Annotated in this window: 7 protein-coding genes; 3 read left to right on the forward strand and 4 right to left on the reverse strand. The window is 47.6% G+C overall.

Translation table 11 applies throughout. The features are described from left to right. Positions 1-52: 52 nt before the first annotated feature. The 4 genes from G5B43_RS07090 to G5B43_RS07105 are packed head-to-tail and all read right to left on the reverse strand — an operon-like array spanning position 53 to position 9,796. Positions 53-1,834: a RagB/SusD family nutrient uptake outer membrane protein gene (locus G5B43_RS07090; RefSeq protein WP_240904781.1), complete on the reverse strand. Its 1,782-nt coding sequence runs from the start codon at positions 1,832-1,834 to the stop codon at positions 53-55. 2 nt (positions 1,835-1,836) lie between these two features. Further along, positions 1,837-4,668 (reverse strand): SusC/RagA family TonB-linked outer membrane protein, encoded by a 2,832-nt coding sequence (locus tag G5B43_RS07095; protein ID WP_240904782.1) that lies wholly within the window; start codon positions 4,666-4,668, stop codon positions 1,837-1,839. Between the two features lie 32 nt (positions 4,669-4,700). After that, on the reverse strand, positions 4,701-6,611 hold the full coding sequence (locus tag G5B43_RS07100; RefSeq protein ID WP_165293995.1) for a RagB/SusD family nutrient uptake outer membrane protein: 1,911 nt from the start codon (positions 6,609-6,611) through the stop codon (positions 4,701-4,703). Positions 6,612-6,622: 11 nt separating this feature from the next. Next, positions 6,623-9,796, reverse strand: coding sequence for a SusC/RagA family TonB-linked outer membrane protein (locus G5B43_RS07105; RefSeq protein WP_240904783.1), 3,174 nt, complete (start codon positions 9,794-9,796; stop codon positions 6,623-6,625). A gap of 672 nt (positions 9,797-10,468) precedes the next feature. On the opposite strand from G5B43_RS07105, the gene G5B43_RS07110 reads away from it, so the two are divergent. From G5B43_RS07110 to G5B43_RS07120, 3 genes are read left to right on the forward strand one after another with little or no spacing between them, the layout of a single operon-like run. Continuing rightward, the gene (locus tag G5B43_RS07110; protein WP_394344145.1) at positions 10,469-11,326 is read left to right on the forward strand and encodes a transketolase; all 858 of its coding nucleotides are present in this window, start codon (positions 10,469-10,471) and stop codon (positions 11,324-11,326) included. 9 nt (positions 11,327-11,335) lie between these two features. Beyond that, a complete protein-coding gene (locus tag G5B43_RS07115; RefSeq protein ID WP_148919562.1) occupies positions 11,336-12,295 on the forward strand; it encodes a transketolase family protein in 960 nt (319 codons plus the stop codon). A 39-nt stretch (positions 12,296-12,334) separates the two neighbouring features. Continuing rightward, positions 12,335-14,242, forward strand: coding sequence for an alpha/beta hydrolase-fold protein (locus G5B43_RS07120; protein ID WP_165293996.1), 1,908 nt, complete (start codon positions 12,335-12,337; stop codon positions 14,240-14,242). Positions 14,243-14,247: the final 5 nt, after the last annotated feature.

Raw genomic sequence — 14,247 nt, forward strand, 5'->3', positions numbered from 1 at the left:
ATATCGTTTTTATCTTCATGGTTATTATCTTTTTAATCATCGTATAATTGAATTACCAACCTTGATTTTGGCGCAGGTTATCGTATTTGAGTATTTCACTGTACGGAATCGGCCCGTAGTGCATATAATTATCGTAACGCCGATTCTCGACATCGATGATGTTGTGTACGTTGTTTTGAATACTGACCCCTTGTGCGGTTTCGTTGAGCGGACTTTGCCAGCGACGGAGATCCCAGAAGCGGAAACCTTCGAAACAAAGTTCCAGACGCCGTTCGTTGCGGATAAGCTCCCGCATGGCCTCTTGATCGTTTTTGATGGTTTCCAGATAGGCGTCGTCGTTATCGGCGCCTACACCTGCGCGGGCGCGGATGGCTTTTACCATATCATAAGCTGAAAATCCCTGATTGCCCGCTGTCGTGGGTCCCCATGCCTCGTTTGCGGCCTCGGCAAAAGCCAAGTAGATGTCGGTCATCCGTAGACGCGGTGTGATGTGGTACTGACCTGATACCGAAGAGGGGTTCAGGTTCACATCCTGCCGGAGCAGCTTACGCAGGTAATAACCCGTACGAGTAGAGGTTTCCGCCCTGTTTAGTCCATCGTTTGTGCTGCTGTTCGCGCTGGTGTTGATGCTGCTGTTGTTTACCCCTGCTGTACTGCCGTTGAGCAAGATATAGCTGCTTAGACGAGGGTCTCGATCTGCATAGGGATTTGTTGCATCGTAATCACTCTGCGGATGGGTTATGGGGTAGCCGTTTGCCATTGGAAACGCGTCGACCAGATTTTGTGTGGGATTGATGCGGCCACTACCGAATAGCGTAGGCGGGAAGTGTTGAGCTTCCAGGTCGCTGTTAACTCCGCCACGGTCGGTACGCCAGAGAATTTCTGCGGTATTGGCGCCGGCACTCATGGCATCTACACTGGCCGATTCATAAAAGTGTCCTCCGTTGGGATCCATACCGACGATGCCACCTCGTTGTCCGATCACAACAGCGGCGTAATTTGCCGCATCTTCCCAGCTGGTGCTACTACCGGCACTAAAGGCCGGACTGGCGGCCAGCAGGGCGGCTTTGGCTCGTATGGCCTGCACGATACGGGTGGTCATCCGCAAACGAAAATCGACACCGAACACGCGGTTGTAATCCTCATGGCTGAGCTCCATTTCCTGATATTTTGTCGGAATTTGCGATGCACTGCTAATATCTTCATAGTCGAGTGGGAGCAGGTCTTCGGCCTGTTGCAGGTCACTATAGATTTGTTGCATACAGTCTTCGAAACTGTTTCTCGCATGATTATGGTCATCTTCTAAACCTTCGTGTTCCAACACGATAGGGACACCCATTACCTGCCCGTCATCGGTTTTTCCGCCATGTGCCTGCAAAAGGTAATACATAAACAAGGCGCGCAAGCCGTAGGCTTCACCCTTCATACGGTCGTTGAACAGCTGTGTGATATTTTCGTTCGTTGCCCAATTCACCCGATCGGTAATTTCCAGAAAATTGTTGATATACTGAATGGCCGACTTACTGTTTCGCCATTGATCCGTCGGGTTGTTGATGGCTGTCCACTGTCCGGTGGCAATCTTTAGGTAGTCGCTTGCCCGGTCGTTGGTCACGGCATCGTCGGTGGCAACATCGTTAAAGCTGTTGGTTGGCACACGATTATAGGCATTTAGTAATAAGCCTTGTGCATATAACGGACGCGTGTAGGCCTCCTCGATGGGCAGGATATTTTCAATGGCCGGTTCGAACATATCTTCGCACGCCGTTACGAAGATGCTGCTCATCAGGGCTATATAGATTATCTTCTTCATGTTTGTCGTTGTTAGTTCCCTCATTATTAAAATAATGCTTTTAATCCCACGTTAAAAAAACGCGTTTGTGGTGCTGCGCCTACATTGAGCAGGAGGATGTCCTTTTCCTTCGCAAAGGTCAGTAGGTTAGAGCCGTTTATGTAGGCGCCGAATTCACGCACAATGCCCTTACCGAGTAAGTTTTTCGGGAGATCGTAGGAGATCTGTACGCGCGTGAGGTCAAAGCGGTTGGTGGAATACATCCAGAAATCCGAATGGCGGAAGTTGTTATCGCTGTTGCCCGTTGTGAGGCGCGGATAGCTTGCTGTTGCCTGGCTTTCGGGCGTCCAACGATCGCGCACGATGGCGGAGTACTTGTCTTCGCCGTCCATCCAGAAATAGGAGTTGTTCCGCATGGCGTAGGCACCAAACCTGCCGCTGGCGATGGCAAAGAGGGTCATGTTTTTCCATTTTGCCGTAAGGTTAATTCCCAGTGAAAAAGGAGAACCCGACCAACCGGCTTTTCCGAGGTAAATCTCGTCGCGATCGTCGATGGTGCCATCGCCGTTTTGATCGATATATTTGATGTCTCCTGGGGCTACTTCCCCGAAAGTGCTCAACGCCGAATTATCTATATCCGCCTGATCACGGTAGAAGCCATCGCTCTGCAAGCCCCAAAGGGCATCTAGTGGACGGTTTGTCCGGTTTTGATAACCAAACTCGTAGAGTTCATCGCGTTGGGTGGCTTTCGAGTCAAAATACATGGCGGTAGCACCCAGTGATAAGAAGGTGTTGCCAAAATGCTTGTTTACATTGATCGCGAAATCTACGCCGGTACGTTCATCACTATTGAAATTGACATAGGGCAAATCCGAATATACCGGCCAATAAGACATGAAATACATGGGGTAAAGGGTAGCCGGTTGTACCAACAAGCCTTTCATTTGGTTATAAAAATAAGAAGCATTGAAGGTGATCAGGTTATTGTACAGACCCCCGTCTATGCTGAAGGATACTTCCCGGCGTTGTGGGTAACCCATGTCCGCATTGTCACCGCGAAAGCGGTCAAAGGTGTGCACCAATTCACCGTCGGCCCAGCTGTACCAAGCCGCTTCGTTGTAGGTGTAGTAACCTTGGTAGAGGTAGAAGTTTTCGATGTCCAGATCGGTGTTCAAGATTCCGCCGGAAGCCGTAAGTCGTAAGTCGTTGAAAATGGACTGTTGCATAAAGGGTTCTTCGGAGAGCCGCCAGGAAAGCGACAGGGTTGGGGAGATCGCTCGACGATTCCCTGCCGGAAGTTTCGCCGAGTGGGGGACTGCAGCACTAAAATCTGCGTAGTATTTATTCGCGTAGTTATAGCCCAATTGTACACCCAGGTTGGCATTGCTATGTTTATGGTATTCTTGCGACAGACCAATTTGAAAGGCGTTGGCGAGCAACATGGCGGATACATGATGTTTTTCAGCAAAACTTCGCCTATAGTTCAACTGTCCGTTCAGGGCAATGGTTTGCCGGTAGGCGCTGCCCGAAATATTTTGTACGCCGGAAATCTGATCGTCGCCGTAGCGCGTGAGGTGGCTGATCAGGTCGGCACCCGCATAATTGTTCCAAGTAGCTTGGTAGACCGCATAATTGTTGTTATACGACTGACTGTAGTTCGATTGGTAGTCGATGGCCAAAGCGGTGTGGAAGCTTAATCCTTCCAGCACATTTTTCAGGTCAAAATCCAAGCCGGTGTTGAACAGAAATTGCCGGTTGCTATACTCGCTGTTTCCGCCGGCATATACATCGGCAAAAGCATTGCTTTGGTCGAGTTGGCTACCGCCTAGTAAATATTTGCCGTCTACCAGAAAATTGCTGTTGTTGACAAACACCCAAGAGTTTTCATCATCGGCTTCCAGCATGTCAATGGGGATGAGTGGAGCAAAGCGATGCGGGCGCCCTGTTGCCGCGGCTCCCCAATAGTCGGCGTTTACGCCGCGCTGTGTATAAAAGGAGGCTGCAGCATCCACATGGAGCTTGATGATTTCATTAAGTTTCATATCGATGTTACCACGTACATTGAAGCGATTGGATCTGTTATTGTCGACGGCCTCCCCAAAATTAAGTAGCGAGCCGGCCGACCAAAAACCGAAGTTGGTGTAGTACTGCGCGCGTTCACCGCCACCGGATATTTCTGCGGTGGCGTCGTAGCGGTTATAGTGCTTGCGGAGAAAATCCGAAGCGTAATAATCCACATTTGGATAGCGATAAGGATTGGTGCCCGCCGCATGCTGATAGATGGTTTCGGCAGTGTATAAATCCGTTAAACCATCATTGCGGCGCGCTTCGTTATACAAGGTCATGTACTCGGCAGAGCCTAGATACTCGGGATACTGTACGGGCGCGTGTATACCAGCATTTGCACGGATATTGATTTTCTGTTCACCGACTTTTCCACGTTTGGTCGTGATATAAACGACGCCTTTTGCCGCACGACTCCCGTATAGGGCTACGGCATTTACGCCTTTCAGCACACTTATCTCTTCGATCTCTGTCGGCAGTACATTATCGGCATCTCTAGGAAATCCGTCGACCAAGACGAGGTAGCCATCCATGCCCCATATATTGCCGTTAAAGCCGGAGGTGAAAGCATCCAGGTTTTCCAGGCTATAGGTGCTGTAGTTCTTGTCCATGAGTTTTGATATATTGACAGAACGAACCTCACCCATTAGGTCTTGTTTCTTTTCCTTCCGGAAGGCTACCTGCACCAGCTCTACACTATCTGTTACGCTGCTATCTTGTGCAACCTGTTGCGCATGGGCCTGTGCGGACAGTCCCATGATACAGAGGTACGCGGCTATTGTTCGTGTTGTATACTTCTTTACGTTCATGTTCATCTGTTTAGATTTGATGATTAGGTTCATTTTATTTACCATCCGGGGTTTTGATAAAATTCCGGATAGAGGTTGACATCATTAACCTTTAAGGGAAGCCAATAGTGCTTGTTGGTAAATCGACGTTCGACTAGCACGCGTTCGCGCAGATTAACCACCCGATTCTCCTGCGGATTGTCTACATCATGCCCACTGGCGCGGTCAAACTCTATCGCCCTTTTTTCGGCGTAAGCTGGATCGGTGAGGAGCAACCAGCGACGGAGGTCGTTAAAGCGATGGCCTTCAAAGGCCAGCTCTACCGCCCGCTCCCGACGTAATTCGCCTAAAAGCGCATTAACGGAGCCCAGAAATCGCATATCCACAGGATCTACTCCGGCACGTGCCCGAATGACGTTAATGGCATCCGTAGCGGACTTGCTAAAGTTTGACGCTTGTCCTGATACGCTGTTGTAGCCCATTAATGCTGCTTCGGCGTACATGAGGTACACATCCGCTAGGCGCATATAGGGCACGTAAATGTGTAAATTCGAACCCCAGTCGTAATCCCGATCGTAGGTATTGGCCGTTAGTGGGATGAATTTGCGCAACACATACCCCGTCTGACTGCCATTCTGTATGTTGCGGTAGCTGCCACCGGTGTACAATTGTGCATAGCGGCGTTGCTCCTCAGGGAGGTCTGTATGGGTAATTGTGCCATTCACTACTTTAACCCCATCAAAGAGGATATCATGATAGAATCGTGGATCCCGATTTCGCCAAGGATATTGCGGATCGTAGCCCGACTCCGGGTCGGCGCTCGTGATATCCGGAATCGGTAAACCATTCGCCATACCGTAGTAATTTACATAATTGGAAGTCGGGATAAATTTTAACGCATCACCCTCGGAAACGACGCTAGGAAGATATTGCTTAGCCGTATTCCAATGTGTGTCGTCAGCTGAAATATAAGGCCCTCGGAAAATTACTTCGCTACCGCCCGGGTGCGCCCAGTTGTCGCGCATGCTATAGAAATTTAGGGAATAATTTTCGAAAGGAAGCAGAGCGTAATTTGTCTGTCCGCTTTCCACCAAGGATAATAACTCACCAAAAGCTTGTGCTGCTTGCTGGCAATATTCGCTGTTGTAGGCTGCGCTTCCGGTGCTGGACTGGTTCATCAGTGGACTGCCGGCCCAGAGGTAGTTTTTACCCAAATAGGCGAGGGCCATGATTTTATTAATCCGCAGTTGGTTTTTACCTAGGGTACGTCGGCCGGCATCGGTATTGTCCCAGTTGATAGGCAGCAGGTTCGCCGCCTCACGGAAGTCCGCAGCAGCACGGTCGGCACATTCGTGGTAACTTAAACGGGGGAGTGATAGGGAGGTACCGTCTGTAGGGAGCACATGATCAATGTATGGAAGCCCGCCGAAATACTCCATCAGTCGGTGATGAAACCAGCCCCGAAAGAACAGGAGTTGTCCACGAATCAGGTTGCGCTCCTCTTGTGTGGCATCCGTCATGAGCTCCATGTTCTCCAGTCCGATACTGATTTTCCGAAGGCCATACCAGGCAGCGTTCCATAAGTCTTTGTTGATATTACGCTGTCCTTCGAGAATATCCGTTGTGAAATCATCTTGTTCCATCCAGCCGGCCCCCCAACCATCGTGCTGTGCCTGCCAGCCCCAGAAATTACCATTATCTACGTTATGTACAAAATGATAGTTTCCGGCGGTGGATGTCAATTCATCCTCCCCCCAGTTCCAGGAGTTTGTCCAGTAGTTATTGGTGAAATTGACAATACAATGGTAGAGTTCCTCGGTGTAACCTTGGAAATTTGTGAAATTTTTGAAGGCCTCTTCTTCCGAGATTATGGATTGCTCCTCTTTATCTAGGTATTTTTCACAAGAAGTCAGCAGGCCCCCCAAGCAAAATGCGGTGAAGAGTATGCTATATGTTGTAATTTTTTTCATCGTCCTGTCGTTTAGAATGTAATGTTTGCGCCAAGATTAAAACGTTTGACCGTGGGGTAAGCACCCTGCGAAGCCCATCCGGTACCGGCGAAATTGGATTCCCTGTCATCTGGCATACGCGACCAGAACCAAAGGTTTTGCCCGTTTAAAAACAGACGTATGCTTTGCATGCCTATTTTTCGGATAAAGGGATGATCCTGCGTGAAATGATAGGCAATTTCAGCAGTTTTCAGGCGGACATACGAACCGTCGTACATAAAACGGCTGCCGTTGTTATAGCTACTCGCCATGGATAACCAGCGCGGCATCGGCACATCTGCATTGATATTGTCGCGTTCCCAGTAGCTGCCTTCATGGTAGGCCAGGTTGCGCTGCCGGTCGAAGCTGCCAAAAACCACCTGACGGGTAACATTGGTTACGCCGTACCACTGGGTCATTACGCTGAGGTTCTTCCAGTCGAAACCCACGGTGAGGTTATAGGTGTTTTGTGGGATGGAAGGGTAAGCATAGGGAATATTATCTCGGGTATCGATGATACCGTCGCCGTTATAGTCGATAATATGGAAATTCCCGGGCAGCTTTTGATCGTCATTGTTATCGTGCATGGTACTCGCATACAGCTCATCCCAGCTGTTGTAGTAGCCCGCACTCACGTGGGTATAAGTTTGGCTGATTTGCTTATCGTCCAGCTTTTGATAGTGGGGCAGTAGGGCCGGACTATCACCTTCGATGACTCTGTCTTTCGCGTGGGTGAAGTTCAAATCGCCCCACAGGCGCCAGTTGCTGTTCACCTGCTTATTGACCTTCACCTCTACTTCGTAACCTTGATTTTCCACGATCCCCAGGTTTGCTGCCGGAGCGGCTATTCCTAGGTATTCTGGAATGGCGCGGCTACCTCCGGGTATGAGAACGTCCGTACGTTTATCCCGGAAAAAGTTTACCTGTCCGCTGAGTAAGCCGTTGAAAAAGCCGAAATCGAGCCCGTAGTTAATTTTGCGTACCTTTTCCCAATGGGTGTTTGGGTTTCCGAGTACATTTTCTCGAAACCACGTATAGGTGCTTAGTTCCGGTTGTACTCCAACGACGCCCATCTTGGATTGCCCGCCGTAAGCCCACTGGGTGAGGTACAGCCAGCGGCCATAAACATTGTCATCTCCAATATCGCCGTATGACGCTCTTAGTTTTAACATATCCACGAAGGAGACGTCTTTCAGGAAGTTTTCTTCGGAGAGCAACCAGCCGATACCGCCGGAGTTAAAGAAAGCAAAGCGGTATTCGGAAGAGAATTTTTCCGATCCAGTGTAAGAGCCGTTGTATTCCAGGAGATACTTGCCTTTATAATTGTAGGTCGTCCGAAATACCCAGTCTTCCCGGAAGAAAGGTTGTTCGCTACCAGTCGCATATTGATTACGGTTGAACAAGCCCATGGCGCTAACAGTGTGATTCTCGTCAAAGGTATTGGCATAGTTGAGCTGCAGCTGATAAAATAAGCGCCGATAACTTTGCGAGTTGTTCAGTGTACCAGCCTGCTGTGCCCAGTTGATGCCTTCTACAAAATCGAAGCGACTTCCATCTAGTGTCTGTCCGTAGACGGCTTGTCCGGTTTCCGGGTTGATCCATTTGGTCTGTACATTGTTATTCAAGTCGTTCACCCCGCGCCCGGCTTCCACGAAGGTATTATCCAGCGAGATGGTACCCCGTACATCTAACCCTTTGAGAAACATGCTCAGGTCTTGCTCTAAAATAAAGTCGGTGGTAATGCGGTTGGTACTGGTCTTTTCAATGCCGGAAGTAGCCAGTACACGTGCCGAGTTGATACCAGCTTGTGTATCCGGCTGGTAGTAACCCCAAGTGCCGTCGGAATAGCGTGGGTAAATGAGATCCGGTGCTACCGTATAGGCAGCGATCCAGAAAGCATAGTCGTTTCCGCCACCCCAGGGGCTTTTGCGGATGCCGTGTGAACCGGCGAGATTGGTGGAAAACTTAGTGGTGGGTGTTAACTGAAAGTCTAAGTTAGAGCGCACATTGACCCGGTTAAAGCCGTACCCGGCATCGTAACCGCGGGCATTGTCGAAGGAGCGAAACATATCCCCCTCATAGAGGTAATCTGCCGAAGCAAAATACTTTACTTTTTCCGTACCCCCGGCGATATTCACATTGCTGTTTTGGGAGAAGGCGGCGCTTTTAAAGAGGACGTCCGCCCAATCGGTATTCACGTAGCGCTCCTCTTCTTCCATACTGACCGGATAGCGGTATTTATGGATAATGTCTTGAGGTACAAAATAACTCCAGTTGTCAGGTCTCAAAGCTAATTCATATTCGATCGCCCGGTTACGCAACATGAGCGCGTCGTAGGAATCCATCTTTCCGGGAAGCTGCGATACCGTTTTCACAATGTTATTAACGGTTCCACGTACCGATGCACGTCCGGCAATACCCCGTTTAGTCGTAATAAGGATAACGCCGTTGGCCCCACGGACACCGTATACGGCTGTTGCGGAAGCATCTTTCAGCACCGAGATGGATTCGATAGAACCGATATCCACACTGGTCATCGGACGTTCTACGCCATCCACCATAATGAGCGGCTCCGTGCTGTTCCAGGTACTGCGACCACGAATCACAATTTGAGGGTCTTCCTCACCGGGCATCCCGGTACTGGCAGTGGTGATCACTCCTGGAACATTACCGGTAAGTGCTGCCCCAACACTAGAGACACCTCCGGCGCGTTCCAGCACTTTTCCGGTCGTCTGTGTAATGGCCCCCACGACTGTTTCTTTCTTTTGGGTACCGTAACCAACGACTACGGTTTCTTCAATGTCAATGGCGTAATTGTTTAATACGACTCTAAGTATCGTTTGGTTGCCTAGCACTACTTCCGAACGGTTATAGCCAACCTTAGAAACAACGAGGGTACTCGCATCGGCTGGTACAGCAGTTAAGGTAAAGCTTCCGTCTGCTTCCGTAGATGTGGCGATACTACTGCCTTCCACGATAACACTTGCATTCTCTACGGGGATTTGATCTTGATCGACCACGACACCGCTGACAGTACGGGCATTCTGGGCGAAAGTAATCGTTGTGCTACTGATCCACCCGATAAAAAAGATGATCAACGATCGACGGGAATTTCCCAAAAAACTCGTCCAATATCTCCAAGGAGAATTAGTAAATTTTATCATCATAGTTTATTAAATTGATTATTGATTCTTAAACAAAGACACGGTTCCATTGTGGTGAACACGCGCCATTATAGATTATCTTGTGAGATAGTTTATGGACCCTGTTTGTTACACATATTGTTTTTGTTTAAGTGGTTATTTAAATTAGTTGTCGTTGTCTTTTTGCTATTTTGTCCAGGCGTATACGCGGGGACAAAATAAACTTTGTAGGTTTACACTTTTAGCGTTAGTGATAAACGATTCGTTCGTTTATGGATATAAATGTCTATAAAACATTTTATGAGCTCAAATTTTCTTGTTTCATTCTGATTTCTGTTTGTTACATGTGTGTTTAACTATCACTTTATCAGTTGTTTAAAATTTGTTTTTTATTTTTTATATTCTGGATGCATGAATTTTTTTGGGAAAGTGGGTAATGGTGTTTTTTGCTTCTGGATGTTGCAAATTGCTTTCTATTTATTTCAAATCGTGTCGTTTTTCGGTCTTGTGGTATGATTGTTATTTCTTTTCGCCAATACCTTTTCGTGAAGGCATGAACAAGTTTGTAATTTAGCGATAAGCTAATTAATAAGTGTACGTGAAATGAACCTGATGAAATACAAAAATATTGTACATACCAAGATATTTAGAAATTCAATAAGTGTTAAATATACATATCTAAAATAAACTGTAAGAATGGTCATGACAAAAAATAGCATACATAATTTAGAGGCAATTTCGTCACAGGTAAGACGTGATATCGTACGCATGGTGCACGCCTGCCAGTCGGGACATCCGGGCGGCTCGCTAGGTTGTACAGAGTATCTCGTCGCTTTATTTTTTGAAGCGATGGAACGTCATCAAGAATTTAATCTGGACGGGATAGGAGAAGATTTATTTTTCTTGTCGAATGGACACATCTCTCCGGTGTTCTATAGCGTGCTGGCACGCGCAGGGTATTTTGATCCGGCGGAGTTGGCCACTTTTCGCCAGATAGATTCCCGTTTACAGGGGCATCCCACAACCCATGAGGGGTTGCCCGGCGTTCGTGTAGCTTCCGGATCGCTAGGACAAGGATTGTCTGTGGCTATCGGTGCTGCACAGACGAAAAAGCTCAATCGGGATAATAGCTTGGTGTATGTATTGATGGGTGATGGTGAACTACAGGAAGGACAGGTCTGGGAAGCGGCGACGTATGCCCCACACAACAAAATGGACAACATCATAGCAGCGGTGGATTATAACGGCGCACAGATTGATGGAGCTACAGAGCAAGTCCTATCCCTAGGAAACCTCCGCGCAAAATGGGAGGCGTTTGGTTGGGATGTCATGGAGGTAGAACAGGGAAATGACATGGCCTCGGTCATCCAAGGTTTAGATGACGCTATATCACGCACAGGTAAGGGTAAACCTGTCATGATCCTGTTGCATACAGAAATGGGTAGCGGTGTGGATTTCATGATGGGCTCGCACAAATGGCATGGTATCGCCCCTAACGACGAACAATTAGCATCTGCATTGGCACAGAATGCAGAAACCTTAGGAGATTATTAATTGCATATAATGAAAAAATACACATATACAGAATCAAAAGATACGCGTTCTGGTTTCGGCGCAGGTCTATTAGAAGCCGGGAGGCAGGATGAGAACGTAGTGGCCCTTTGTGCCGACCTGATCGGCTCGTTGAAAATGAACGATTTTATTAACGAGTTTCCGGCGCGTTTCTTTCAGATTGGAATTGCGGAAGCTAATATGATGGGAATAGCAGCTGGCCTGACCATCGGAGGTAAAATACCGTTCACGGGAACTTTTGCCAATTTTTCTACCGGTCGTGTTTACGACCAGATTCGCCAATCCATCGCATACTCTAATAAGAACGTGAAGATCTGTGCGTCGCATGCCGGATTGACATTAGGTGAAGACGGTGCTACGCACCAAATCCTCGAAGACATCGGATTGATGAAGATGTTGCCAGGAATGACGGTCATTAACCCCTGTGATTTTAACCAAACAAAGGCAGCAACTTTAGCATTGGTCAATCATGAGGGTCCAGCTTATCTACGTTTTGGAAGACCTGTTGTGCCTAACTTTACACAGGCGGATCAGACCTTTGAAATCGGTAAGGCGGTGATGTTAAATGAAGGTCGTGATGTCACAATTATAGCGACGGGACATTTGGTTTGGGAGGCAATCAAAGCAGGGGAACTGTTGGAGCGTCTAGGAATTGATGCCGAAATCATCAATATCCACACGATTAAGCCTCTGGATGAAGAAGCTGTTTTGAATTCGATTCAGAAAACGGGATGCGTGGTGACGGCCGAAGAACACAACCGGTTAGGTGGGTTAGGGGACAGTGTTGCTCAGTTATTGGTCAGGAAATTGCCGACCCCGCAAGAATATGTGGCGGTGGATGATAGTTTTGGCGAATCTGGAACGCCTGCGCAGTTGATGGAAAAATATGGGTTGAATGCCGAGGCGATTGTTATCGCGGTACAAAAAGTGTTGGCTCGGAAGGAATTATAATAGACCGTGCGGTCTAATTCCTAAATATATAAACATGTTATGAGAAAGGTCATTTTAATCTTAGGAGCGGTACTGATATGGGCTACTTCAAACGCACAAAACGTAAAAATAGCGCCCGAGGGATTCGATGTACAGCGAACCGATATTGCCCGAGGTAAAATAGATACGATTTCCTACGACTCCAAAACCGTTGGCGTTACGCGTAAAGCGTTGGTCTATACCCCTCCTGGATATGATAAATCAAAGAAATATCCCGTGTTGTACCTGCTCCATGGTATAGGCGGAGATGAATTGGAATGGTTTAGGCATGGAACGCCGCATATTATTTTAGATAATTTGTACGCAGACGGGAAGATAGCACCTATGATTGTTGTACTGCCCAATGGTAGGGCAATGAAGGATGATCGGGCGACCGGCGACATCATGGCGCGCGATAAAGTGGAGGCTTTTTCCACTTTTGAGCGTGACCTTCTGGACGATCTGATCCCGTTTGTGGAACAAAAATATGCTGTTAAAAAAGGGCGGGAGCAACGGGCGTTGTTCGGTTTATCTATGGGGGGCGGACAAGCGTTAAACTTTGGACTCGGCAACATGGATGTTTTTGCTTGGGTGGGCGGTTTCTCTTCGGCGCCAAATACACGAGCACCGGAACAGCTGTTGCCTGATCCACAGGAAGCGAAAGATAAATTGAAATTCCTTTGGGTTTCCTGCGGGGATCAAGATGGGTTGATGCATAATAGTAAACGGACACATGATTATTTAAAAAAATATGATGTTCCACATGTGTTCTATCTGGAACCGGGCGGCCATGATTTCAAGGTGTGGAAAAATGACCTGTATATGGTTACACAATTGCTTTTCAAGGACGTCGATTATCATGCTTTACGTGATCTAAGTGTGGTAGGTTTTCCAGCGGAGACCAATGTAAGAAGGGCTTTGTACCCACAAGTTTTACCGAACAGCAAGGTGCTGTTTAAACTGCATGCACCGGAAGCACGGCGGGTACAGATCGATCTGGGGAAAAAGTATGATTTGAAAAAAGATGGTACTGGATCTTGGTCGGTGACTACCGACTCGATTGGAGAGGGATTTCATTATTACTCGTTATTGATAGACGGTGTCGCTGTTGCGGATCCAGCTAGTAAGACATTTTATGGGATGGGACGGATGGCTAGTGGTATTGAGATCCCATTCGTGGGGGGAGATTATTATGCTGTACGGGATGTGCCGCATGGCGAAATTCGTATAAAACGTTATTTTTCCCCCGTCACTCGGTCGTGGCGCCAATGCTATGTATACGTGCCGCATGGATATGATCAGTCAGGCGAGGACTACCCGGTGTTGTATTTGATGCATGGCGGTGGTGAAGACGAAACGGGATGGGCTAACCAAGGAAAAATGGACCTTATTTTAGACAATCTAATAGCGGATAAAAGAGCGAAACCTATGCTTGTCGTGATGTTGGATGGAAATATGAGCGGACAGCCGTTTTCAGAAACACCTCTTAAACAATTTGATAGAGAATTGAAAGAGGTTGCTATTCCATTTATTGAGGCGAATTTTCGTGTTAAAAAAGACGCTAATAGTCGTGCGCTGGCAGGTTTATCGATGGGCGGTATTCAAACCTTATATGCCGGGATCAAAAGCACAGATCAATTTGGCTATTTGGGCGTATTTAGCTCAGGTTGGTTTGCCAATCAAAACGAACTGACTGATCCACAGTATGCGTACATGAAAGAAAACAAAGATATGATCAATGCTAACTTAAAAACATTTTGGATCTCCATGGGCGGTAAGGAAGATATTGCGCATAATAACTGTCAGATTATGATGGCAAAATTTGACGAAATGGGTGTGAAATATGAGTATAGCGAGTATCCGGGAGGCCATACTTGGCCGGTGTGGCGGATGGACCTTTTTAATTTTGCGCAACGATTGTTTAATTAGTGATG

Origin of the sequence: Sphingobacterium sp. SGR-19 (assembly GCF_011043555.1) — a bacterium.
Lineage (GTDB): Bacteria > Bacteroidota > Bacteroidia > Sphingobacteriales > Sphingobacteriaceae > Sphingobacterium.

Excerpts from the sequence above, each read along its gene's own strand:
- G5B43_RS07090 (WP_240904781.1), bottom strand. The coding sequence starts at position 1,834 with ATGAGGGAACTAACAACGACAAACATGAAGAAGATAATCTATATAGCC.
- G5B43_RS07115 (WP_148919562.1), top strand. The coding sequence starts at position 11,336 with ATGAAAAAATACACATATACAGAATCAAAAGATACGCGTTCTGGTTTC.
- G5B43_RS07105 (WP_240904783.1), bottom strand. The coding sequence starts at position 9,796 with ATGATGATAAAATTTACTAATTCTCCTTGGAGATATTGGACGAGTTTT.
- G5B43_RS07110 (WP_394344145.1), top strand. The coding sequence starts at position 10,469 with ATGGTCATGACAAAAAATAGCATACATAATTTAGAGGCAATTTCGTCA.
- G5B43_RS07095 (WP_240904782.1), bottom strand. The coding sequence starts at position 4,668 with ATGAACATGAACGTAAAGAAGTATACAACACGAACAATAGCCGCGTAC.
- G5B43_RS07120 (WP_165293996.1), top strand. The coding sequence starts at position 12,335 with ATGAGAAAGGTCATTTTAATCTTAGGAGCGGTACTGATATGGGCTACT.
- G5B43_RS07100 (WP_165293995.1), bottom strand. The coding sequence starts at position 6,611 with ATGAAAAAAATTACAACATATAGCATACTCTTCACCGCATTTTGCTTG.